At 42.3% G+C, this 23,992-nt stretch carries 17 protein-coding genes and 2 tRNA genes; 11 read left to right on the top strand and 8 right to left on the bottom strand.

The annotated features are described in order from the left end of the window. Nucleotides 1-35: 35 nt before the first annotated feature. From BN35_RS06700 to rsmG, 4 genes are all read right to left on the bottom strand, one after another. Entirely contained in the window at nt 36-503 is a 468-nt protein-coding gene (locus BN35_RS06700; protein WP_025072728.1) for a hypothetical protein, read from the bottom strand. Between the two features lie 103 nt (nt 504-606). Then, nucleotides 607-1,197 carry a crossover junction endodeoxyribonuclease RuvC gene (gene ruvC / locus BN35_RS06705; RefSeq protein WP_025072729.1) on the bottom strand — a complete coding sequence of 197 codons (591 nt, stop codon included), beginning with the start codon at nt 1,195-1,197 and terminating at the stop codon, nt 607-609. A gap of 30 nt (nt 1,198-1,227) precedes the next feature. Beyond that, nucleotides 1,228-1,872 (bottom strand): MBL fold metallo-hydrolase, encoded by a 645-nt coding sequence (locus BN35_RS06710; RefSeq protein ID WP_025072730.1) that lies wholly within the window; start codon nt 1,870-1,872, stop codon nt 1,228-1,230. 41 nt (nt 1,873-1,913) lie between these two features. After that, entirely contained in the window at nt 1,914-2,534 is a 621-nt protein-coding gene (gene rsmG, locus BN35_RS06715) for a 16S rRNA (guanine(527)-N(7))-methyltransferase RsmG (protein WP_025072731.1), read from the bottom strand. 179 nt (nt 2,535-2,713) lie between these two features. Here rsmG and BN35_RS06720 point away from each other — a divergent pair, with 179 nt between their 5' ends. The 5 genes from BN35_RS06720 (at nt 2,714) to BN35_RS06740 (ending at nt 5,679) form a co-directional block, all read left to right on the top strand. After that, entirely contained in the window at nt 2,714-3,352 is a 639-nt protein-coding gene (locus BN35_RS06720; protein WP_025072732.1) for an HAD family hydrolase, read from the top strand. A 107-nt stretch (nt 3,353-3,459) separates the two neighbouring features. Continuing rightward, on the top strand, nt 3,460-4,905 hold the full coding sequence (locus tag BN35_RS06725; RefSeq protein WP_028901216.1) for a choice-of-anchor Q domain-containing protein: 1,446 nt from the start codon (nt 3,460-3,462) through the stop codon (nt 4,903-4,905). After that, nucleotides 4,902-5,381 carry a cytidine deaminase gene (locus tag BN35_RS06730; protein ID WP_025072733.1) on the top strand — a complete coding sequence of 160 codons (480 nt, stop codon included), beginning with the start codon at nt 4,902-4,904 and terminating at the stop codon, nt 5,379-5,381. Before BN35_RS06725 ends, BN35_RS06730 begins: the two co-directional genes overlap by 4 nt. Before the next feature lie 125 nt (nt 5,382-5,506). Continuing rightward, nucleotides 5,507-5,593: transfer RNA gene (locus BN35_RS06735), tRNA-Ser, on the top strand. Between the two features lie 14 nt (nt 5,594-5,607). Next, nucleotides 5,608-5,679, top strand: a tRNA-Glu gene (locus BN35_RS06740). Between the two features lie 869 nt (nt 5,680-6,548). On the opposite strand, the gene BN35_RS06745 is transcribed toward BN35_RS06740, so the two are convergent. The 4 genes from BN35_RS06745 to BN35_RS06760 all read right to left on the bottom strand — a co-directional run bounded on the left by BN35_RS06745 (nt 6,549) and on the right by BN35_RS06760 (nt 13,224). Continuing rightward, on the bottom strand, nt 6,549-8,789 hold the full coding sequence (locus BN35_RS06745) for a cytochrome c biogenesis protein CcsA (RefSeq protein WP_025072734.1): 2,241 nt from the start codon (nt 8,787-8,789) through the stop codon (nt 6,549-6,551). Further along, the gene (locus tag BN35_RS06750) at nt 8,789-10,387 is read right to left on the bottom strand and encodes a di-heme oxidoredictase family protein (RefSeq protein WP_025072735.1); all 1,599 of its coding nucleotides are present in this window, start codon (nt 10,385-10,387) and stop codon (nt 8,789-8,791) included. Before BN35_RS06750 ends, BN35_RS06745 begins: the two co-directional genes overlap by 1 nt. Nucleotides 10,388-10,493: 106 nt before the next feature. After that, complete coding sequence (locus BN35_RS06755; RefSeq protein ID WP_025072736.1) at nt 10,494-11,687, bottom strand: imelysin family protein; 1,194 nt, start codon at nt 11,685-11,687, stop codon at nt 10,494-10,496. Between the two features lie 235 nt (nt 11,688-11,922). Next, nucleotides 11,923-13,224 carry a hypothetical protein gene (locus BN35_RS06760; protein WP_028901215.1) on the bottom strand — a complete coding sequence of 434 codons (1,302 nt, stop codon included), beginning with the start codon at nt 13,222-13,224 and terminating at the stop codon, nt 11,923-11,925. Nucleotides 13,225-13,498: 274 nt separating this feature from the next. Here BN35_RS06760 and BN35_RS06765 point away from each other — a divergent pair, with 274 nt between their 5' ends. The 6 genes from BN35_RS06765 (at nt 13,499) to cdaA (ending at nt 23,936) form a co-directional block, all read left to right on the top strand. Beyond that, complete coding sequence (locus tag BN35_RS06765; protein WP_025072737.1) at nt 13,499-14,839, top strand: UDP-N-acetylmuramoyl-tripeptide--D-alanyl-D-alanine ligase; 1,341 nt, start codon at nt 13,499-13,501, stop codon at nt 14,837-14,839. A gap of 360 nt (nt 14,840-15,199) precedes the next feature. Next, nucleotides 15,200-18,061, top strand: a complete 2,862-nt coding sequence (locus BN35_RS06770) for a hybrid sensor histidine kinase/response regulator transcription factor (RefSeq protein ID WP_028901214.1) — start codon at nt 15,200-15,202, stop codon at nt 18,059-18,061. Between the two features lie 297 nt (nt 18,062-18,358). Beyond that, on the top strand, nt 18,359-21,622 hold the full coding sequence (locus tag BN35_RS06775) for a hypothetical protein (RefSeq protein WP_028901213.1): 3,264 nt from the start codon (nt 18,359-18,361) through the stop codon (nt 21,620-21,622). A 17-nt stretch (nt 21,623-21,639) separates the two neighbouring features. Continuing rightward, nucleotides 21,640-21,834: a hypothetical protein gene (locus BN35_RS06780; RefSeq protein ID WP_025072739.1), complete on the top strand. Its 195-nt coding sequence runs from the start codon at nt 21,640-21,642 to the stop codon at nt 21,832-21,834. 304 nt (nt 21,835-22,138) lie between these two features. Next, entirely contained in the window at nt 22,139-22,975 is an 837-nt protein-coding gene (gene folP / locus BN35_RS06785) for a dihydropteroate synthase (protein ID WP_025072740.1), read from the top strand. 181 nt (nt 22,976-23,156) lie between these two features. Beyond that, nucleotides 23,157-23,936, top strand: coding sequence for a diadenylate cyclase CdaA (cdaA, locus tag BN35_RS06790; RefSeq protein ID WP_374188031.1), 780 nt, complete (start codon nt 23,157-23,159; stop codon nt 23,934-23,936). Nucleotides 23,937-23,992 lie beyond the last annotated feature (56 nt).

Raw genomic sequence — 23,992 nt, forward strand, 5'->3', positions numbered from 1 at the left:
CAATATTCTTCCAACGGATAATACTAATAAGATGCTTATTTTACCAGGTTGTACGCCTTCACCCAATCCGTATCAATAGAAAATTGAGTGATATATTTGTTGTTGTCTACATAGGCATGTGTCACCTCTTTATCTGGATCGTTGAATAAGGGATTTTGAATGGTGGCATTTCTAAATTTTGCCATAAGAATTTCTTTATCCGCTTTCTTAGAAGCGTTAGACAATCGCTTGATGTAACTATTCACAAAATCAATCATGGCATTGGTTTGTTTGCCAAGTTCAAATTCAGTGAAACCGTCCGTTTGTGCTGCCTTTGTGAGAAGATAGAAAATAGCGTCAACCTTGAACGTTGCAACTTTCCTTTCTTCAATATCTTTGGAGGTGTCTTTTTTTATCGCCTCAGCGTGGTGCATAATCCGATTTACTTCTTTATAGATTTCTTGAGATGTAGCTTTTACTGTGAATAAACAGGTTAAAGCTAAAAGCATAATAATTTTTTTCATCACTTAAAATATTTGTATATGTAAATTTATGAATTGAATTCTTTGATACAAGACTTTCGTCTGTCATTGTTTTCAGAGGTTCAAAACCTCAACGTATTTGCGTTTAGATAGATTTCCCTGCTGATATTCTTTCCTTATTTTTGTTTATAAAATCTTTCCATCCTCCATAATGCACATCGGTAATTGGCTTGCCTAATTGCATAAAATGACAATAAGCGGCTCCCAATGCGTCCGTCGCATCCATGAAACTTGGCATTTCTTGCGCGTCTATTTTCAAAAGACGCTGTAACATTCCCGCCACTTGTTCTTTACTTGCTTGCCCCTGGCCTGTAATAGACATCTTGATTTTCAGTGGTGCATACTCATGAATTGGAATGTCATGCTGAATCGCAGCGGCAATGGCAACCCCCTGTGCTCGTCCTAATTTGAGCATCGACTGTACATTCTTTCCAAAAAATGGTGCCTCTATTGCCATTTCATCAGGTAGATATTCGTCAATAATGCCAGTGACACGTTCGAATATATGCCCTAATTTAAGATATGGATCACCAGTCTTTCGCATGTCGATAACACCCATAGCAAGCATAGAGGGTTTTCCCTTGACAATTCTTAATACACCATAACCCATCACATTCGTGCCAGGGTCTATTCCCAGTATTATTTTATCAGCTGCTGTCTGTTGTGAGTGTTTCATCTCCAAATATTGCAAATCACTAAGTAAATATTATCGATCCATATATGGATTACCTGCAATTTCTGTACCAATCGTTGTTGGGACGCCATGACCGGGGTAGATTTTGGTCATGTCTGGTAGTTGAGAAATCATTCTAAGGCTTTGTATCATTTGAAACATGGAGCCACCTTCCAAATCTGTCCTGCCAATGGAGTAATGAAAAAGTGTATCTCCCGAAAAGGCAATGTTTTCCTCTGCACAGTAAAAGAACACACTTCCTGGCGAATGGCCCGGTGTCTCAAGTATAGTCAATGTGTGTGAACCGAACGAAATCTTGTCATCTTCAGAGAAGTAAGTTTGAGGCATTGGCATTTGTTCTGTTAAATGTACTCCTGCAAAATATTCTGCTTGCTCATTTAACTGTTCCATTAAAAACTTGTCTGCTTGGTGAACAGTTGGCAAGAGTCCATACTCTTTGTAAAGAAAAGCATTTCCAAAGTGATGATCAATGTGTCCATGCGTACCAATTAATTGTACGGGTTGAAGTTGATTTTTGCTTATATATTGTTGGATTGCGCTTCTTTCTTGTTCATAAAAAGCGCCACAATCAATAATGACGCATTCTTTTGATTCGTCATGAATGATGTAGCAATTCTCTTGTAGCATATTACACGCAAGGCTGTGTACTTGTATCATATAGATGTTCTTTTGTAAAATTAGGGATTCTCTCTAAATAGTTAAAGTGGTAGATACACAACTTGTTTTGTTTGAAACCACTCTTCTGTAAACCAATTAGAGATTTCGGTTACTTGAACTATATTTGAGAAAGGTTTAAGTTCGTCTGCTAAGCTACCTCCTTTTAGGCAGATAATCCCATTGGGGAGCACATTCTTTTGTTGTTTAGAGATGTTCTTTCTCACAATTTTAATCAACTCTGGCAAGGGCATCACCGCTCTGCTAACCACAAAATCATATTTTCCCTTTTCTTCTTCCCCTCTGATATGTTTTGTTTCAACATTCTTGAGACCTATCGCGGTAGCAACTTCTTGAGCCACTCGAACCTTCTTTCCTGTTCCATCAATAAGTGTAAAGCGACATTCTGGAAACAGTATGGCGAGCGGAATACCCGGAAATCCTCCGCCAGTTCCAAAGTCTAAGATGTTTGTTCCATTCTTAAAATTGATGAATTTTGCGATGGCCAAAGAATGTAACACATGATGCTCGTATAGCTGTTGAATATCTTTTCGAGATATCACATTAATCTTTGCATTCCAATTATTATATAAATCTTGGAGCATGCTAAGTTGTTTGGTTTGCGTCTCTGTTAGCGAAGAGAAGTATTTGCTTATAATTTGCATTAGCGTTGGGTGATATGTGGTAACTTGACTTGTTATTATTTGATGATTCTTCCTTATTCATTCTTTCCTGAAAAGGCATGTCATTACTACCGAGAGCTATAATAACCAATAAATAACTTTTGCAAAAATACGAATATTTTTTGTACCTTTGGCATATCAACTTATTAAATAAGGTAAAAATGTACACAACCGCACTTTTTGATTTAGATGGAGTTATTCTGGATACAGAGCCTCAATATACAATTCTATGGGACCAAATAGGAGAGGAATATTACCCTGAATTAGAGCATTTTGCACATCGCATCAAAGGTCAAACCTTGGTTCAGATTTTCGAAATGTATTTTAGAAATAACGATGCAGTTCAATGTTCGATAACCAATCGTATCAATGAATATGAGCGAGAAATGCAATATCATTATATCTTAGGGGTAAAAGAATTTATTGAAGATTTGCGTAAGCACCAAATCAATACGGCTGTTGTCACAAGCAGTAATTTAGCGAAGATGAAAAATGTGTATCGAAATCATCCTGAGTTTGGACGATTGTTCGATAAAATTCTAACGAGTGAAGACTTTGTTAAAAGCAAACCCCACCCAGATTGCTATCTCCAAGCTGCCGCCAACTTCCAAGTTCCGGTCTCTGAATGTGTTGTTTTTGAAGATAGTATCAACGGCTTGAAAGCTGCTAAGGCTGCAAACATGACGGTTTGTGGACTCTCTACCACACTTCCTGCATCTGAAATTTCCTCTTTGTGTGACGTTGTCATTCCTCATTTCAAAGGATTAGATTATCTGAAGTTTCGCTCTATGTTTGGATAAGTGATATTTTTTATGTGCATGGTGTTTTGGTTGTTTGGAAAGATGATTAACCAGAAAGAAAATACTTAAGGTTAAAATAATCAAGCTGTTTTTACGTTTCATAAGTAATGAATATTCGATATTGCGGCTTATTGCTGCTGTTTGTTATCATTGGCTTTACGGCTTGTAATGATGAAGATTATTTTTCTTCGTCGTCAGAATTTACATTATCTTTTGAAATCGATAGTATTCAGTTGGATACTGTCTTCTCGAATGTGCCTTCATCTGCCAAATCTTTTTGGATTTATAATCGTTCTGGGGCGGGTATCAAATGTTCAAATGTTCGTCTCGACCGTGGCAATCAAACGGGCTTCCGTGTGAATGTCGATGGCATTTACTTAGGAAAGGAGATGGGATATCAAACGTCTGATATTGAAGTTCGCAATGGGGATAGCATTCGTGTTTATGTGGAAGTGACCCCACCCGTTAATCATCAGCAAGATGCCAAGCAAGTGGAGGATGCTTTGCTGTTTACTTTGGAAAGTGGAAAGGTACAAAAGGTTCATTTAAGCGTCTATTCATGGGATGCAATTCAGTTGAACCAGCTCCATATATCACGTGACACGGTCATTGCGTCCGAACGTCCTATTCTTGTCAAGAACAGTATTACAGTCGACAGTGCTGCAACGCTCACCATTCAAGAAGGTACATCCTTGTATTTTAATCACAACGCTGGTATAGATGTTTACGGAAGGTTAATTGTCGAAGGGACAGCTGCGCACAATGTTGTTCTTCGAGGAAGTCGTTTGGATGCGATGTTTGATTACCTGCCTTATGACCGTTTAAGCGGTCAATGGCAAGGGATACATTACTTTTCTTCCTCGTTGGATAACCAACTGAAGTATGTGGATATTCATGGTGCGTTCACTGGTATCACCATCGATTCTACGGATATTGCTCGTGAAACACTGTCAATCGCAGCCTCCACGATTCATAACTGTCAAGGTTATGGCGTTAATAGCCGACATGCGAAATGGACTGCCGTCAATACACTTTTCTCTAATACGCTCAACGATTGTGTCTATCTCGATGGGGGAGAAGCAGAGCTGATGGCTTGTACACTGGCTCAATTTTATCCCTTTGACGTCAAACGAGGCGTTGCTTTGCACATTGATACGAAACACTTTCCTGTCTCATTGTTCAAATGCACGAACACGTTAATAACGGGCTATGCTAACAATGAGGTATTGAAATCAACCGCTGATAGTGCCTTTCCCTTAAATTTTCATTTCGAATCCTGCTTACTGCGAACTTCGATAAAAACGCCAGAAGACAGTCTTCATTTCACCAATGTGATTTTTGAGAATGTGAACGATACACTTTTGGCAGGCGCTAAAAACTTTAAGACCGTTGATACAGATAGCTTAAAATATAATTTTGAACTGAGAGAAACCTCTTTGGCAATAGATAAAGCAACGCAAGTAGGGAGTCCACTAAAAGACCGTAAGGGCGCAGAAAGAGGAAAAAATCCCGACATCGGTGCTTTTGAATATATCAAACCCAAACAACGATGAAGAAAATAAATTTGGATATCACCATTCATGAATGGCAATTAGAGGAGTTGTCCGTCGAAGATCAGGAATTGATACGTGCCTCAATTGATGCAACAAATCATGCCTTTGCCAATTATAGTCATTTCTATGTTGGTGCAGCAGTGAGATTGGCGAATGGAAAAATAGTCATAGGTGCCAACCAAGAGAATGCGGCTTTCCCCTCCGGACTGTGTGCAGAGCGCACGGCAGTGTTTGCCGCACAGGCAAATTTCCCTAAAGAACCAATACTTACACTCGCCATTGCGGCAAAGAATGACAAGGGATTACTTGCCGAACCCATTACACCTTGTGGCGCTTGTCGACAAGTAATCTTGGAGATTGAAGACAGGTATCGCCAACCAGTGAGAATATTTCTTTATGGTACAAACAAAATTTATAGTATAGATAGCATCAAAGACCTTTTGCCACTTTCTTTCATTGACGAAAATATGCACTAAAAGAAGCTTGTTAATAAAAATTAAAATGTATGCTTTTTGAAGGCCTTGTCTTTTAGAATATGAAATAAAGCGTTACCTTTGCAACCGCATTTGTGAACATTAGTTCATGACGAGGCAGCACTAAAGGAAGTGTGGGTGAGTGGCTGAAACCACCAGTTTGCTAAACTGACGTGCGGGTTACCGTACCGGGGGTTCGAATCCCCCCGCTTCCGCTCTATCATTAATCGGTCGGTTCATCTAACGGTTAGGATACAAGATTCTCAATCTTGGCATACGAGTTCGATTCTCGTACCGACTACTATCATCACATTTTTGATGTATTTGGAATCAATCAATTGAACATTTATAATAGATCATTGGTTCAATATTGATTCTGCATTTCGGAAATTTTATGTAACTCCTATTTTCTGACCGTTTTGTTTGTGCTGTCATGGTCGCCTCTCTTCATTTCTGTGACTGCGTAAATTCTGTATCAGAAACAGTTGATTTTTGGCGAAGCCGCCCACAGTTTTTGTCCTGTTATTTTACCAAAAAACGGCCATCTAAAATCTTCAAAATAGAAAAATTTAATAGTCAAACGCTCAACAAAAATGCCCTGATTTTAACAAAATCGGCGTCTCTTCACGTTGAAATATTGAATTAACGCTCTTGGAAACATGCATTAGAGGCATTATTCACATGCTTCAACCGCATTAAAGCATGCAAATAGCAGGCTTATCTCAATGTTTTAATCGCCAAAAGATGGTAAAAACAGGCAAGAAAAGCGACATCATAAACGTAATGTATTCAATCACAACAAATTACAAACCTCGCTCATAATTCGCGTATTTGCGACCAACTTTGCTGTTGGTTGTTTTTATGCGAATTATGAGAGGCGTTTTGTAAAGAAAATTCAGCATTAATTCGTCTCCATTGCAACGTTCCATTTATATTACAAATACAGCGTTGTTGGTGGGTTGCATTATATAAAATCCCGCTTAAACGAAGGTGCCATTTTACAAAATGGAAATCAACAGAGTCGGGTGAGACTTCCTGCTTTGCCATACAACGTGCAATATAACAATCGCTTATTTCAGACCCTTTATTTTATCTCACTAAAGGCATTCTAAAATAAGCGATACCTCGCCTTATCCTCATAAGTGGGATGTAGGAAGGCTGTTGTTTTTGTTAAGCATAGCTGTGCATACCACCCAGCACGTAATTCACACCAAAATAAGTCATCAGCACCGTCAAGAAAGCCAATACGATATAGACATGCAAGAATATTGGACGGCGAAACGCAGGTAATGACTGTTCGTGGAACGTCAAGGAATAAACCAGCATCGTAATCAATGCCCATGTTTCTTTGGGGTCCCACCCCCAGTATCGTCCCCACGAAACATTCGCCCACACGGCACCTGTGAATATTCCTACAGCCAACAAGAATACAGCTGGATACAACATGATGCGACTTATATCGGTCAATCGGTTAAGGATAGCAGTGCTACTTCCCATTCGGTTCATGATGAGTGCCGTGACACCATTGAAAAACAAGAACGCAAAGAGGGAATAGGAGAGCATGACCAAAATGACGTGTATGCTGAGCAGTGGTGAAGCAAGCACGGGCATCAACGTTGTGATTTGAGGATTTCGCTCGCCAAGCATGGACACCATGAGAGCAAGACCAGCTGCCATGAGTCCGAATGGGAGAAAGAACGGTATGCGTTTGCCAAGTGGCAATGCGATGACAAGCATGCAAAGCGCCATGAACTGCATGGTCTCGAAGCCATTTGACAAGGGCATGTGTCCTCCCACATATCCCCTCAGCGCAATCACCACAAGTAGGAAACAGGCGGATAGGGCAAGCAACAAGGAGCCGCATCGCATGAGGGAGCGTTGTTGTGACTTATTGCGCAGCAGATTTCTTGCGGTCATGATGTAGAACAGTATGCCTGCCACGATAAGTAATATTGCCATGGGAAAGGAGAACTGGAGTGAGTTATATATCTTTTCTGCCTTGAACCTGTTGTCGGATGGCAATACTGTTCCTGCTTTTTTTTGTTGATATTCGCGTATTTTTTGAAGGACATTTTCCAATCCTGTGTTGTCTTTTGCAAGTGCAAGCTCCATCACATAGTCAGTGGAGCGTTTGATGAAGAGCCACTCATCTTGTTCAAGTCCATCTGGAAGTTGGTCGCCTTGTGCCATCCACCTTAGACTACCAGCCTCTTTCACAGGAAACATTCTAACGGCTTGTCCTGACATGAGTGACGCAATGATATTATATTTTTCGTAAGCTGCCGCAACATCCCGTGCTTCGCTATTGCTGAGCGACCCTTTGTTCATCTGCTCTATCAGAGATGAAAGTTTGAAGCCTTGTGTATCACTGGTGTAATCCATCCATGAGACATACCTTCCGTTTGCGTTCAATGCCTTTTTTACACATCCTCCACTTACCTTAATCATGGGCTGTTCCACCCAGTCTGTGGGGTATAACAGCCACCCCACGAGTACCTGTTCTGCGGTATATCCTCGATAGCTGTCACTGCCATATAGTTTAATGGTCAGATCTCTTGCCATTGTTTGCATGGGGCAGATGCGCCCACAGTGGTAAACATAGAGGTCGCCAAAGCGTTCAGCCAACGCTGCTGGTAATGTTTTGGGAAGTGGGATGTTACTGGAGGATAGCATCTTCATGGGTACAAGTAATAGCAAAGCCAGTACTACCACCTTTGCCTTGACGCTCTCCTTCTTCATAACCTGTCTAATTGTCCTTCGGAATCCACCACGTGGATCTGCAAGAAACGCAATGATGCTCAGTAGCAGCATGACGTATCCGCAGTATGTTACGGTGATGCCCAGCGGATCGTATGAAACGGATAGATGCACCCAGCCGCTCTCCGTGTCGTAACCACTTTGATAAAAACGATAGTATTGTTTTTTCGCAATGTTGTTCATGGACACCTGCTGCTCGTCTCCATCACTAAAGGCAACATGACTGACAAAGTCCATGGGCGAATCTGTACCCGCATAGTACTCGATGTTGAATTTGCAAAGTTTCATATTGAAAGGCAGGCGCTGTTGTTTGCCGTCTTTTGTGATAAACGAGTTTGCTGGTTGTCCGTTGTGGAGATATATGTCACCTTGTTTACCTGTTAAGAAGGTCATGCCTGCTCCTAAGAGAATCACAGCGAAAGAAACATGCAGAAAGATGAGCGAATGACGCATCACCGCATGCCAGTATCGCAGAATGGCAAACAGAGACGATATGGCAAGCATCATCCACAGGGCAAGGAAAGCCCACGAGCCATAGATGTACTTGTGTGTTAGTTGTGTGCCGTACCTCTTATCCATGAACGAGGCTGCCGCCAAGACTATGATAGTCAATGACAGCAGCCCGAAAGAAATATTCGTTAGTCGTTTCTTCATTAGATAGATTCAATAAATTTGACCATCGCATGGCGGTCTTCCTTGTTCAGTTTACGGAACTTCTCTATTGTCCATCGTGCATGCGAAACGCCACCTTCTTTTGAACATCCATGCCACATAATTGCCTCTATGACATTTCTTGCTCTCGCATCGTACAGTCGGTCATCGTGACCTGTACATACTTTCATAAGTCCTTTGCCCCACAATGGCGGTGTGCGTATCCATCCTTTGCGCACATCGTTCTTCATGTACAGCCTATGTGAAACTAAATCGGTGTAAGGCCATATCTTTTGTTTGGGATAATGTGGCAGACGTGGGTCGTTGGGTTTGATGTTAAGGTCGCCAGGATAAGAGAACTGGTCGTTGCCCGTAATCCACATGGGTCGGTGACACGTAGCACAACCTATTTCGTTGAAGAGCTTCTTGCCGCGTTGCACGATTGGGGAATCCATGTTACGTGCCGCAGGAACAGCCAATCCCCTCAGCCATACCATATAGTTCAGGTAATCGTTGTCTTCCATTTCAATAGGATGCTTGTCACTGGTGAAATAGTTATATATGTCCTTTTCAGGGTTGCCCGTTATTTTCCATTCAGGGAAATATTGATAGAACACTTTCTGAATATCAGGATCTTTGCTTGCGGTTAGCGCATACTCCTTGGTCACATTAATTGTGGTGTGTCCACGTCTCGTAACGTTAAAGTTTGCCCAGTGCTGCACATCCCAAGTAAATGTACTTAGGTCAAGGAAATGACCGAAGCGGAAAGGTTCCATTGTAATAGAGTCAATGGCAGTCCATTTTCCGTTCTTAAACCTTGAAGGATCTAATTTTGCATGCGCTTCTTCGCGCTGCCACTGCTTCAGCAGACTGTCGGCATCGATGGCTCCTATCAGTCCGTTGCCAAAGAAAGGAATGGCGTTCTTGAGTCGTATGTGGATATCGCTTACATTAACTGGTTTGCCATTATGTGACGGCTTCACATAATAGGCGTCCTCTGGTATTTTCACATCAGGATATATGAGGCTGTATCGCTCTCCGTCTGGGAATACGTTCCCCCAGTCGTCGGTATATTCCTTCCATGTAATTTGCACTTTTGCAGGGTCGAGATATGACTTGAACGGAGGCATGCCCTGGAACTTGGGACTGAAGAAGGAGAGTAGTTCACCGTCATCGCCGAATATTTCCAACTCTGTGGCATTGCCCCATTGCTTTGGATCGAACTTTGTAATGCGCCATCCGTGTCCATAACCGCAGTGACAGCTTTCACATGAGGGACGCGAGTATAATGGTCCTCTTCCGTTGAAAGGACGTGTGCTTGAGTTGTATGGGCGTTCAAAGAAGTATTCACCCATCTTGAACTGATATTCCAGTCCGGCCTCTTCGATAGCGGGTGTGGGATCCTCGTATGCACTTGCAGTAGCATTGAATGTTGTGCCAAGTTTTCCTCCAGCATACCATTCGTCCGCTAATTCCTTACTCTCAGTACCATTGCCGTTGTCATTGATATCTTTGTCATTGCACGATATAAGCGACACACACAAAAATGCCATGGCAGCTACAGAAAGTACTTGTTTTGTGGGGATTGTTTGATGTTTCATAATCTTTTTGTTTTAACATGTTGACTAAAAAATGCTGATGAGTTTCAGGTGATTTAGTCACCTAAAACTCAAACACGTCGCACCTTGATAATCGGTGTTCACGCTATTATTTTTTCAGTTCAGTCTTCAGTTCACTGAGCGTCTCATCAAGTTCTTTGCAAGCATCTATGGCTGCCTTGCAACTTGCATCTGTAAAGTTGAGCACAAATGGAGCTTTCATGTTCTTGATAGCTGTTTTTGCCTTCGTAATGGCTGTCGTCACTTTCATGTCCATTTCCTTGTTGTGCTTTTCCATATAATTGTGGATGGAGGCACCGCGATTACCCTCAATACCGCCATAATAAACGTTCTCAACAGAGATGATATTGTTGTGGAAGTCATGAATGGACATTTGGCTGTATGGCGACTCTATGTATGAGACGTCCTCGCCTGTGTGTGCTGATCCAATCTTCGATGTGCCTACCTCATCACAGATACTATTGCATCCCGACACAATTGCTTGTAGGGCGTCAACCCATGAGCGGTACAGTGAGCCAGGTTGACCAGCAAGCAGAATGTTCTCTCCGTAAGAATGCTCTCCTCCACTGACGGTGATGCCAAGCTCTACATCTTCTATGATGTGTTTCACTTGTGCAGCATCCAGTTTGGAAGCATATTTCTCCCCAGCCCAAGAGGCAAGAAGTTGCCAGCAGCTGTTGCGGAGATCGCCAGCTACAGCAATGGCATACACGAGGTATTTCTCTTCTATCGTACCTGCCTTGCGTGGTTTTCCTTTTTCAAAAAGGATGTACTCCACTCCATGATAGCCCAACAACTCTTGACCAAGTTTTGTGCGTGCAGCGATGTCATAATCGTCGCCATCAAGGTCTTCAATGTTGGTTGCCGTTGCAAGATACTTCTGCAGCGCAGGAAGGTCGAGCGGCCAAGAGTCAATGTGTGGGTCGATACCGAAGTCGGAAGCAGCGCCAAACAGGAAAGCTTCACTGCGTTCCCACCACATACGTGATGCGAGGAAGTCTTCACATGCCTTGTCAAGGTTTGCCTGTGTCGGGTTCTTGCGGTATTCCCTCAGGTCTTTTACCAATTCAGACGATTTTAAGGCCATCTTCTCATAAGTTGGCACAACAGTTTTGTGAATGAAGGCGTCTACGATTTCAGCGTACGCCTTGTCGCGTTCTTCCTGTTTTTGCTGTTCTTCTTTTTTTGAGTCATCTTCGTTGTCGTCAGAGCATGCCGTGAATGACATTGAGAAAAACAGGCTGAGAATTGCAACGAAACAGTAGTTCGATAATTTTTTCATTCTTTTTGTTTTTTATTGTTAGAGTTATATTGTAAAGACTATAGGCTGGTTCTATAAATTACCACCGCACATAGTCATTAAATGTTTATGAAATACGTTTTGTTATCTTTTGGCTTCTTTTTGGTTCAAAATGTAAGTTCGTTCAGTCGTGTAGCTCGCTACACTCCTTCTCTCTCTTGCATTTTGACCTCAAAAATAAGCTCAAAATCTAACAAAGCTAATTTATAGAACCAGCCTATAGGAAAAATCCCGCATAGGCTATACCAAGCGAAATGCTCGGTTCGTTATTAAACTTGCTTTTCAGGAAGCGGTTGCTATATTCTCCTTTCACAACAATTTGCTTCGTTGGATGATAGTTGAAGCCAAAGGCGATGCGGCTTCTGTCGGTCCATTCATAGTCGCTGTTTCCAGCCACAGGGTGATAGGCATCATAGTTCTCGTATGCTCCGAAGACGAACAGTTGTTGTTTCTCACTTCTCATGCATGGGAAGAAGCGCAATACATTGTACCCTGCCTGAATACTTGCAGCGTGTGCACGGTTGCCAACGAGTGTACGTTTGTATGGTGAGGTTGAACTCTGCGAGCGATTGTAGGTTGAGATGATGTCGGCATCGCCCAGATGACCATAATCCAAACCGCCAAGAATGCGCCAACCGTGACCTGTGTAGCTCATGTCTATCGTTCCAATGGTGACAGCGCCTTTCACATCTTTATATTTACCGCGCTCATCACTTTGCAGGGTGTTATTGAACGATTCTCCATAATATCCGCTAAGACCTATGCGCAGTCCTTTCAATGGATAGAAGTCAAGACGAACCGCTGTGGCATATTTATTGGATGGTGTGAACTCAAAAGCACTTGCCGATCCATTCTTAATCCACTGGTCTTTGCTGAACAAGAGTGAGTTAAGACCTGGCAGGAACATGGCTTGATAACGCAGAAACTTCCACCGTCCCCAAACCGACACACCTGTTTGATGCCAGGTGCAGGGTAAAATCTGGTTTTCTCCTTCAGGACGATATACAGTGAAAAACTCGGTTGGTAAGTGATGTGCATTGGTATATCCAATGGGAACCACATCGTGACCAGCGCATATGTTCAATTCGGGACAGAACGATTTCTGAATCCAAAACTGTTCCAGCGCCACTTCGCCACCGCGTTCAATCTCGCCTTCCCATTCGCCAAACTCTTCATCTTCCATTTCCATGGCACTCTCGGTACCTCCATGTTCAAACTCAATCTCTGAGTTCATGGTCCAACCCTTGCCAAAGTTGTATCCCAACATCACCACAACGTGAGGCAAGTCTGCTTGTCCACGACTTTTGGCATTTTTGTACTTTTCTGCCTTGCTGTAGCGGTTGATGTTGTCGGAATAAAACATTCTGCTCATCACGGCTTCTCCATAACCGCCCAATGTCAGTCTGCTTTTTTTGCAACACCTCGCACTATCTTGCGCACATCCCTGTGCTTTTGTCATACCAGAGAAGCATAACAGGGTGCATACCAATGTAAAAAAATAGGCTATTCGCTTTTCCATATTAATAATATATAATTTTAACAAATTATTCAAATATATTATAAAATGTTGTTTATTTGTTGCAAAATTATTCTAAAATAGAAATTTATACAATACCTGAAATGGTGATTTGAACATCGTCTCATGGCGCAATAAGCTTCAGTAAACCTTATTTTATCCTCAAAAATGATGATGAAGTCTCTAAGATAAAAAAATATTTTGCCAGCAATGTGATTTCAATTACCTTTGCAATTGAAACAGATTGATGATTGATCTCCTATAAAAGAAAGAAGATATGGATATTTCTGAACTATACAAACTATTTTTGAAGCATCCTGTGGTTACCACCGACAGCCGCGACTGCCCTAAGAATAGTATATTTTTTGCCTTAAAAGGAACTTCGTTTAATGGTAACGAGTTTGCAGGTAGCGCCTTAGAAAAAGGATGTGCGTACGCTGTCATTGACCAGAAGGAATACCAAATACAGCAAGATGAACGCTATATCTTGGTTGAGGATTGTCTTCAAACCTTAAAGCAGCTTGCCAACTATCATCGTCGGAAGTTGGGAATTCCCATTATTGGCATCACAGGCACCAATGGCAAGACCACTACCAAAGAACTGTTGGCAGCAGTATTAGCCGAGCGTTTCAACGTATGGTACACGCAAGGAAACTTTAACAACGAAATTGGTGTACCCAAAACGCTCTTACGCTTGACATCTGAGCATGAGATAGCGGTCGTGGAAATGGGGGCAAGTCATCCTGGTGACATCCAATCATTGGTAACAGTGGTAGAACCCGATTATGCGCTCATCACTAATGTGGGGCGCGCTCATCTACAAGGCTTTGGGTCTTTCGATGGAGTAAAGCGCACAAAAGCGGAACTTTACGATTATATGGAAGCAAACAAACCCAACGGGAAGGTATTTATCAACCAAGACAATCCTCATTTACAGGAAATGTTTCAAGCCCACTGTCCTCATGTCCACCGTATTAGTTATTCGCAGACACAGCAAACAGGTATTAGCTATCAAGGGAAAATCTGTAACAACAATCCATTCTTAACCTTTCAATGGCGACACATTGCTGGAGGAGAAACTTCACCAAACCCTGATCAGTGGTACGAAGTGCGTACTCATTTGGTGGGTGCCTACAACCTTGATAATCTACTTGCAGCCATCAGTATCGGTCATTACTTAGGGGTTCAACCTCATGAAATCAACCATGCATTGACCCATTATACGCCAAGTAACAACCGCAGTCAACTGGAAGTAACGAAACATAACAATTTGATTGTAGATGCCTACAATGCCAACCCTACCAGTATGGAAGCGGCTCTCGTTAATTTTGCACAAATGCAGGTAGCACCCAAAATGGCAATTTTAGGCGATATGCGTGAACTTGGTGAGGTAAGTGTGGCTGAACATCAAAAAATTATCAATCTCCTAAACACCCTTCCCATTCAACAAGTTTGGTTAGTAGGTGAGGAATTTGGTAAGACTACAACAACGTTTCAGAAATATAAGAACATAGAAGAGGTGAAAGAGGCGATTCGACAAGAACAACCGCAAGGCTTTTACATCCTTATCAAGGGTAGCAATGGCATCAAACTTTTCCAACTTCCCGAACTTTTGTAAAATGATTGCACTTGTAAGTACCAACAAAGTGTAACTTATTTCAACGAAACACCCAACTTCACACTTACTAAAGTTGGAAATTTGTAGCCATACTGCTATAGGGACGCACGAACCGTCCCAGCAACTCTACACAAGCTGTGTTTTCTTCTCTTTTGTGTTGTTGGTTGTTGTATTGCTATACAAATCATTTGAGGGAATAGTGCTGTATAGACGCGGCTCTTTCATTGACGGGTCATTGTTGTTACAACAAACCATCTTTACTAAATGAAAGATCTTTAGTTTTTTAGGTATAAATATTAAAGATTCTTTGTGATTTTGTGTATTTATTTTTATATTTGCAGAAGAAATCCTTATTATTCAATGAATCGACACGAAACCTTTGGCACCTATCGCAAGGTTAATACCAAGCAGTTGCTTACTTCTTTCTGCATGCTATTATTGAGCATGTCAATGTTGATTGGCTGTTCTCGAAGCGAAAAGAAAGATCAAGCAACTTTTGAGAAAGAGCATTTAGAAAAGGAGCTAAAGGCTTTGGGGAGTATTGATTCATTGCAACGTCGGCTGAACCAATATCGTGAGGAGCACAATCGCAGTGCTATGATGCTGTGTTATCGGTTCTTGGGCGTTGCTTATCGTGATTCAAGTAGGTTTGACCAAGCCTTGTCAGCTCATCAAAAAGAGTATGAGCTTGCCAGTGAACAGGCTGACACACTGGAAGCAATTGTGGCTCTCAATCAGATCGGAACAAATTATAGACGGATAGGCGCACTGGAAGAGGCTTCGTCTGCCCATTATCAGGCGTTGAACTTATGTGATCAATATAGCGATCATACAAGTTTCAAATTTCAAAAAAACAGAGTAGTTTCTCTTAATGGAATTGGAAATGTGCATCTCACACTTGACAATGTTGAGGCTGCTGAGAATGCTTTCAGGATGGCTTTGGATGGGGAGAAAAAGTTAGGAAGTGCCTTAGGACAAGCCATCAATTATGCTAATTTGGGTTCTCTGTTGGAATCGCAGGAGAAAATAGACTCAGCACGCTGGTACTACAAAAGGTCAATGCAGCTGAATCAAAAAGCAGGTTCGCGCTTGGGAGTTGCGTTGTGCTGGATACATTTAGGAGGATTAGAAGAGAAGGCAGGTCAATGGGATAAAGCGATTGCTAAATACCAACATGCTGAAGAAATCTTGAGAGGCGTAGGAGACAAGTGGCATTGGATGGAGGCTGTCATTTCACTCATTAGGACAAATATAGACAAAGGTGATTTGGCTATGGCGTCACGTTACATGAAAGAGGCAGAGCCTGTAGCCCAACAATTAGGTGCATGGGAGGATTTGAAAGCCTTGTATTATGAAAAGGCCAAGATGTGTTTCAAACGAGGCGACAACAAGCAGGCGTTCATTCATTATAAAAAAAGCCAAGCATATCGTGACAGTTTGATCAGTGAAAAGAAAATGCAGCATATTCAGAACATTCGCATCAAGTATGAGCGTGAAAGTAAAGAGCAGCAAATGTTGGCGATGAAGCGAGATATTGAGAAAGAGCGACTCATCAAAAGAGTGTTTTTGTTCAGTAGCCTTTGCATTATCTCGCTTTGTGCAGTCATTATTGTATTTTTGTGGTATGTGATACGCATCAGGTCTAAAAACCATAAAATGCAAGTACAGATACAACGAGCCAAAGATCATTTCTTCATGAATATCACGCATGAATTCCGTACGCCGTTGACAATTATTTTAGGTTTTGGCAGACAGATGACCGATGGAACGCTGACAACAAAAGAGGAACTGAAAAAAGCTGGTGGGATGATCTTGAGACAAGGTAGCGGACTCCTCGATTTGGTCAACCAACTGTTGGATATAGCGAAGCAAAGGTCGGTTGTGGATCAGCCGCTGTATCGACATGGGGATGCGGTAACTTATATAAGGATGCTGGCAGAGTGTCATCAAATATTGGCACAAGATAAAAATATCGAATTTCTGTTCACTGCTAAGCAATCGTCTCTAATGATGGACTTTATACCCAGCTATCTTACCAAGATAGTGCGTAACTTACTGTCTAATGCGCTAAAGTTTACGCCACCACATGGAATGGTGAGAGCAAGCGTGGAAGAAGAAAAAGATAAATTAAAACTGGTGGTGAGAGATAACGGACAAGGAATTCCATCAGACGACTTACCTTTTATATTTGACCTGTTTTACCAAGCACAAAATCCGTCGGCAGATGCTGGCTCGGGCGTTGGCTTGGCATTGACGAAGCAACTTGTGGAGGCAATGAATGGAACAATTGAGGTAGAAAGTGAAGTGGGAGTGGGTACTACCTTTACGGTGAGCTTGCCCTTAAAAGCCACCCGTCAGGATGCCGTTATCAAGCCTATTGAGGCGAACGAACCAGAGAAACCCAACTACAGTCAAGTGCCAGAAGAATCTATCGAAGAGCCAGAAACAGTTCATGAGAATTCCGTATCGGTGTTGGTGGTGGAAGACAATGCTGATGTGGCAAGATATATCGGCATGCAGATAGGGCATGAATATCAATTGTATTTTGCTCATGACGGTGTAGAAGGACTGGAGAAAGCTTTAAGTTTGATGCCAGATTTGATTCTCACCGATTTGCTCATGCCACGAAAAGATGGGTTGGAAATGTGCCGTGAAATCAAAATGTCTGAGGTGTTGAATCACATTCCTGTGATTATGATTACAGCGCGCAGTACCGATGCTGATAAATTAATGGGATTAGAGGCTGGAGCCGATGCCTATCTTGTAAAACCGTTTAGTGCAGACGAGTTAAAGTTGAGAATTAGAAACCTGATTAAGCAAAGGGAGGTAATGCGCGAAAAATATGCACTCTCGTCAAATGTGCATGTCAATAACATGACGGCTCTGAACAAGTTGGATAAGGAGTTCTTACACAAATTCATTGATTATGTATATGTTCACATGAACAACGGAACGGTAAGTGTAGAGTCGGTAGCAGCCGACTTGTGCATGACGCCCAAACAATTAAGGTCTAAAACAGTGGCCATCACCGGTGAAAATCCAAGTGCTTATATTCAAAAGATAAGATTGGAAAAAGCACAACGCATGTTACAAGTTGAGCCAAATATGAGTATCGGAGAAATCGCATTGAAATGTGGATTTGAAGATTTTGCCTATTTCTCACGAGTATTCAAGAAAAAAAATGGTGTGATGCCGTCACAATATCGTCGATTACCATCTTAAAAAAGTGACAAGTTGTTCGTAATTTTTTATGAAAGCGTATCTTTTTGAAGGGTGCGCTTTTTTATGTCATTAGGACTTTTAGTTCATTGAAAACAAGCGAGTTGCGTTTTTCTTTTGGACGAAAAATCCTAAACGTTATCAAGCATTATGTTAGATAATTCCTATATTAAGGCAGAATAGTCCTAACTACCTTTTCCTATACTGTTTAATTTTGCCACATGAAAAGTGCTTGGCACAAATTAAATCGTAATAATCACACCCAGGACGACAAATGGAGTTCTGCTAAAAACAAACAGTATGAGGAAAATTTTAGCTTTATTCATTGGTATATGGATATGCCAATTGAATGTTACTCAAGCAGTAGCACAGAATGTGACCATCAGCCCTTCAACGGGAAAATTGGTCGCTGGTCTCACCTATGAAGGTGAGTTAGGTTTTGAAAGAGGTTGGAGTTCCCTGTGGAGGCACGAACAATTGCCGCTTACCCTTACCGTTTCCGATAAGGGTGATATCTCAGAGAGTGGCGTGCTGACAGATCCAGCAGGTGACATCATTCTGGATACGTCACAAGATAAGTACGTTGTCATTTCTGGCCAACCGTTGACGACAGAGTTGCACATGTGTATCTCCCTGCCTAAAGGTTATCGGTTCACGGGGTACCGCATGGTGTTCTTGAATAATGTCAATGGTAAGACCATCAGCGACGCGGAGTTGGCTGAAATCGACAAGCAGCTTTATGAAACGGGTAGTGACTTCGATTTCAATAATTCCAAGGGCACCACTGGAAACATGCCAGGAACCAACGATACGAAAGAGTACGTCATAGAACGCACCAGTAAGAATGAATCGGATATGGGTAACAACCTCTATTTCTTGCTGCATCATACTGTTGAGGGGTTCTATGGCGTTACCTTGAAGTCGTGCGAACTTTATTTCACAGCCGAAGGTGCTTTCGATGCCAAGGTGACACCAGGCTCGCCTGCTGACATCGTCAGTCAGGGCGTGAACATGATAGGGTCTCCGTTCAATACAGGTAAGTTGGATTTGGGGGAGATAAAACCTCATACCAAAAATAGAAAAACCTTTTATAGCTACGATTACCAGAATGTAGAGGAACTCAAGGCCAGCAACTGGCTCTATCAGGAGGATGCTGTAACTACTGAAAAGAAGTTGCCCACAACCTCAGGATCTGGAAGTATCCAAGCCTTGCAGAATGGCGGACAGTTCTACTATGCGTTGGGCAATAATACCTATTATATAGAGTCGCCAACCGCTACTGTCACACAGAATGGCATTGCGGTGCCTCTGGGCTATCGCATCACTGGTGCCAAGATTAGGTATCATTATGGGAAGGCAGCTGCCGCAGGATACATAAGATATAACGGCAATAGAGTACGCAACCCAGCCTTCAAGCCATCTCCTTACACACTGAAGGTGTACAGTACAAACAAGGGCGAGATTGCAAAGACACGAACCGTAAGCAGTGGAGCTGACGGGACAGTGGAGCTGACAGGCTTGAACAACGACGCCATTAAGTTCTCTATAGAGGGACTTGCCCCAGATACCAAGGCGCTGCTTACTTTCGAGCTAACCCTTGAGGCTCTCAATCCGTTCATCAACAACATTGACATCATCTGCCACTCGATGGCAGCGAGCGGTCCTACACTGATGCAGCAGTTCACGAGCAACGACTTCCAGGTGTCTGGTGGCAAGTTCGTCTTCTATGTGCCGCAAGATTTCTTCGGAGGAGGGGAGCAGAGGTGCCGCTTCACATTCGAGAACCTGTACAGCAAATATGGCGATGAGACCTATCAACAGACAGACCCACGTCATGCTCGCTACTTCTTCGTGAAGTCAAAATACTACAACGATACCGACGGGCAACAGTACAGTACCACAGGCTACGAGCCTGCTTCTGACAAGATTGCTACATCTATGTGCGGAAATAAGGCATTCAAATACAGCAACATTGATGAGTTGAGCAACACAAATATCTCGGGCAGCGCAACGCAGTTGCAGGAATATCCTTACTCGGAGACTCTCTATTTGTCTCAGGGAGGCAGTTTTTCTGAAGACATCGTGATCAAGGTGGGTGAAGGAAAGCCCTGCTACTTGTTTACTGCCGATGAAACCCGATGGAACGTTGCGCCAACCACAGCCATGGAACACCGTTACTATGCTTATTATCTCATGGATTTGAAGCTGGAAACAAAGGATTATGTGGCAAAGTGTGTGCTGACCAAGATTTATGACAAGACCTGCTATAACCGTGACGGCAAAGATACCGAACTGCCTATGTATGGTGGCGAATTCAAGGCGCTGGATGCGATAACGGGCGATGAAATTCCTGCTGGCAGAGCTTACCTAACCGTTCCGATGATGAAGCAGGCCCTGAAAGATGAGCTCTATGGCAATCCAGCAAAGGGTATTACGGGCGTTGGAGCCACGGGCATGCAAGTTCTCTATTTGGACTATACCAATCTATACTCCGTGCATATTCCAGAAGCCAGCAAGATGAATGAGATGAAGGCGCTGCTCAATCCCAACTGCCTTATCTACTTCCCAGAGCGTACCTGCTACCAAATGGATAACTATGTACAGAAGACCAAGAGCGGAGACTATCGAGCATGCAAGAACATCGTGATAACCGACCGTCAGCCTTTCTACGCACCGTACAAGATAACCGTCCCAGCAGAGAACTACGCAAGTTATACGCGTGAGATTACCATTCCCGCCAATGGCAAGGTAGCCTACGCAACGGTGGTTCTTCCATTTACCTTAGAGGTTACAGATGGGGTTCATACCAACGAGGATGGGCTGTGCTCGTTCAAGGTGAGCAAGATGACACCAGACAACTGTCTGGCATTGGAAGAAGGAGAGTACGCAACTGCCCAGAGTTATCGTGGTAAGGCAAAGTTCGACCTGATTACAGAAACACACACAGAAGCCAATGTGCCATACATGGTAGAGGTGACGACGGCTCCTACGGATGAGAACATCTCGTTCACAGCCAAACAAAAAGGTTCTGACATCATGGCAACGAAGGGAAGTGCGATGAATGCTACTGAATACACATTCAGTGGTGAGACTGCAACTGGCAAGATAGGTGCTACGACCTATAACTTCCATAACTACGGTTCGTATGCTGGGAAGAAAATCGACAGGGCTGCAAAGAAAGTGTTCTATTTTGCGAAGAACATGTATTTGAGCTCCACCAATCTACGGCCAGAATTCCCGTATGTTTATGTATATCCATTCCGCGCATTTTACGAGTATAGCTCTGCGGGAGCACCTGCTAAAATGTTCTCTTTCAGAACCGTTTTCGGTGATGATGACAATATGCCAACCAGTATCACTGACATCAACACAGAATCTGATTTGGCTATTATCCCAGGACAGGGAACCATAACGGCTATGGCAAGAGAAGCAACTGTGGTGAAGGTGTATAGCACCAGTGGCGTGGTGGTATGGTCAGTAAGTCTTCAAAGAGGAGAGACACAGACCGTGACCCTGCCAGGTGGATTTTATGTAGTGAATGGAAAGAAAATCATCGTAAAATAGTTAAGGAGGAAATCGTCATGAAAAAGCAATATATAGCACCGGGAATTATATCCGTCAACACCTTGTGTGGACAGCTGATGCAAGGAAGTTATAATGACCACGCAGATAGCAAGCAGTTTGATTTTGAAGTAGAAGAAGAACATCTTGAGGATTTAACAGATAACGGATATCATCAATACAATCTTTGGGATTCAGAAGATTTGGACTACTAAACTTTCCTCATTACGATGTGTATTTAGTTTAGGTGATCCGGGCAGGGCGTTGAGTCTTGTCCGGATCTATTTGATACGGTGTGTTTTGTCAGAATCTTTCTCGTTCACAAAAACGTTATAGTTTTCTTTGTTGTTTTTCAGTTTGTCTAACCTTTATTTTCAAGAAAAAAGTACTTTCTTTATCACACTGCCTTATAATTTGGAAATTTTATCTAAATTTGCAAAGAGGACTGGAACCTACACCTATCTTCAAGAAGTGGATGTTGTATTTTGGTAGCCTCGCAGGGAAAAATCTATGAAAAAGATGAAAAAGAAAACTTATACAATGAATGTTCGAGGCAAGTTGGTAGACCTGTCCCGCCCACAAGTCATGGGAATCCTCAATGTGACACCAGACTCCTTTTATCAAGGAAGCAGAAAGCAGACAGAGGCTGAAATCGCTAATCGATCCAATGAAATTATCGAAGAGGGGGGGACGATGATTGATGTGGGAGCTTTCTCGACACGACCAGGTGCTCTTGAAGTAACGCAAGAAGAGGAGATAGATAGGCTGAAACGTGCATTACGCATCGTTAGGCGTGAGCAGCCAGAGGCTATTGTGTCAGTAGACACCTATCGACCAGCGGTGGCTCGTAAATGTATAGAAGAGTGGGGAGCAGATATCATTAATGATGTTTCGGAAGGTGGCATCACAGGTATTGTCAACACCCCTATCCACGAAGAGCAGAGTATGTTTCAAACCGTTGCGCAGCTGCAAGTTCCTTATATATTAATGTCTGTAAAATCGAACTTGCGTGATATGCTCATCTCATTTGCAGGTGAAGTACAAGAACTGTATTCGTTGGGAGCGAAAGATATTATTTTGGATCCCGGTTTCGGATTTGGGAAAACATTAGACGATAACTATGTTTTGTACCAAAAACTGGAGAATTTACAAGTACTTGATTTACCGATATTAGTTGGCATCTCCCGAAAGAGCATGATATATAAATTTTTGGGTGGAGACCCGACGACCTCGCTCAATGGCACTACGGTGTTAAATACGCTTGCTTTGCAAAAAGGTGCCACTATTTTGCGAGTACATGACGTGAAAGAGGCGGTTGAGGCTTGTAAAATTTACGAAAAAATGCAAAGTGTATGATGGTCTCACTAATACAACGGACTTACCTCAACGGCCTCACCCCCAACCCCTCCCCGAAAGAGAGGGGAGTAGTTAGCCTTTTGGGTTGCAGAACTCGTCAACTTGTGAACTTGTCAACTTGTCAACTTGTTAACTCGTCAACTCGTCAACTAAAAAACTTATCAACTCATAAACTCAAAATATGATTCCTTTCGATATAGGTATTAAAGATATCATTGATATTGTCTTAGTGGCACTGATGCTCTATTATGTTTATCGATTAATGAAAGAGAGCAGGTCACTCAATGTTTTTATAGGTATCTTGTTCTTTATCCTTATTTGGCTTTTTGTCAGTCAGGTGCTTGAAATGCGATTGCTTGGATCTATCATGGATAAATTGGTGAGCGTAGGTGTTATAGGACTCATTATTTTATTTCAAGAAGAAATTCGTCGTTTTTTATATCAGTTAGGTGCTCACCAGAGATTTCAAGCTCTCTCAAAGTTTTTTACTGCCAATCATGAGAATGACGAAGAGGATAAGGAAACAATTGTGCCTATTGTGCTTTCCTGTATGAGCATGGCGAAAGGTCGAGTAGGAGCTTTAATTGTGATTGAGCGCTCTGTTTCGTTAGGAGAAATTGTAGAAACAGGTGATTTTATTGATGCGAGGGTAAACCAGCGGCTCATTGAAAATATTTTTTTCAAAAATTCACCTTTGCATGATGGCGCAATGATTATTTCAAATAGACGCATAAAAGCTGCTGGTTGTATCTTACCCGTCTCTCATGACTTGAGTATCCCTAAGGAATTGGGCTTACGACATAGAGCAGCTATGGGTGTGTCTCAAAGTAGTGATGCGATTGCTGTTGTCGTGTCAGAGGAAACTGGACGAATAAGTGTTGCTATGAACGGGGAGTTTAGACTCAGATTGTCTGCTGAAGATTTAGAAAGTTTGTTAGCTTCTGAAATGAAAAGAAGATAACGTGTATCTTTTTTAATCTTATGGGTGTCATGCGAATACAACTTCTCTCCTTTTTC

It is taken from the genome of Hoylesella timonensis 4401737 = DSM 22865 = JCM 15640 (assembly GCF_000455445.1).
Taxonomy (GTDB): Bacteria; Bacteroidota; Bacteroidia; order Bacteroidales; family Bacteroidaceae; genus Prevotella; species Prevotella timonensis.

Excerpts from the sequence above, each read along its gene's own strand:
- BN35_RS06700 (WP_025072728.1), bottom strand. The coding sequence starts at position 503 with ATGAAAAAAATTATTATGCTTTTAGCTTTAACCTGTTTATTCACAGTA.
- ruvC (WP_025072729.1), bottom strand. The coding sequence starts at position 1,197 with ATGAAACACTCACAACAGACAGCAGCTGATAAAATAATACTGGGAATA.
- BN35_RS06710 (WP_025072730.1), bottom strand. The coding sequence starts at position 1,872 with ATGATACAAGTACACAGCCTTGCGTGTAATATGCTACAAGAGAATTGC.
- rsmG (WP_025072731.1), bottom strand. The coding sequence starts at position 2,534 with ATGCAAATTATAAGCAAATACTTCTCTTCGCTAACAGAGACGCAAACC.
- BN35_RS06720 (WP_025072732.1), top strand. The coding sequence starts at position 2,714 with ATGTACACAACCGCACTTTTTGATTTAGATGGAGTTATTCTGGATACA.
- BN35_RS06725 (WP_028901216.1), top strand. The coding sequence starts at position 3,460 with ATGAATATTCGATATTGCGGCTTATTGCTGCTGTTTGTTATCATTGGC.
- BN35_RS06730 (WP_025072733.1), top strand. The coding sequence starts at position 4,902 with ATGAAGAAAATAAATTTGGATATCACCATTCATGAATGGCAATTAGAG.
- BN35_RS06745 (WP_025072734.1), bottom strand. The coding sequence starts at position 8,789 with ATGAAGAAACGACTAACGAATATTTCTTTCGGGCTGCTGTCATTGACT.
- BN35_RS06750 (WP_025072735.1), bottom strand. The coding sequence starts at position 10,387 with ATGAAACATCAAACAATCCCCACAAAACAAGTACTTTCTGTAGCTGCC.
- BN35_RS06755 (WP_025072736.1), bottom strand. The coding sequence starts at position 11,687 with ATGAAAAAATTATCGAACTACTGTTTCGTTGCAATTCTCAGCCTGTTT.
- BN35_RS06760 (WP_028901215.1), bottom strand. The coding sequence starts at position 13,224 with ATGGAAAAGCGAATAGCCTATTTTTTTACATTGGTATGCACCCTGTTA.
- BN35_RS06765 (WP_025072737.1), top strand. The coding sequence starts at position 13,499 with ATGGATATTTCTGAACTATACAAACTATTTTTGAAGCATCCTGTGGTT.
- BN35_RS06770 (WP_028901214.1), top strand. The coding sequence starts at position 15,200 with ATGAATCGACACGAAACCTTTGGCACCTATCGCAAGGTTAATACCAAG.
- BN35_RS06775 (WP_028901213.1), top strand. The coding sequence starts at position 18,359 with ATGAGGAAAATTTTAGCTTTATTCATTGGTATATGGATATGCCAATTG.
- BN35_RS06780 (WP_025072739.1), top strand. The coding sequence starts at position 21,640 with ATGAAAAAGCAATATATAGCACCGGGAATTATATCCGTCAACACCTTG.
- folP (WP_025072740.1), top strand. The coding sequence starts at position 22,139 with ATGAAAAAGAAAACTTATACAATGAATGTTCGAGGCAAGTTGGTAGAC.
- cdaA (WP_374188031.1), top strand. The coding sequence starts at position 23,157 with ATGATTCCTTTCGATATAGGTATTAAAGATATCATTGATATTGTCTTA.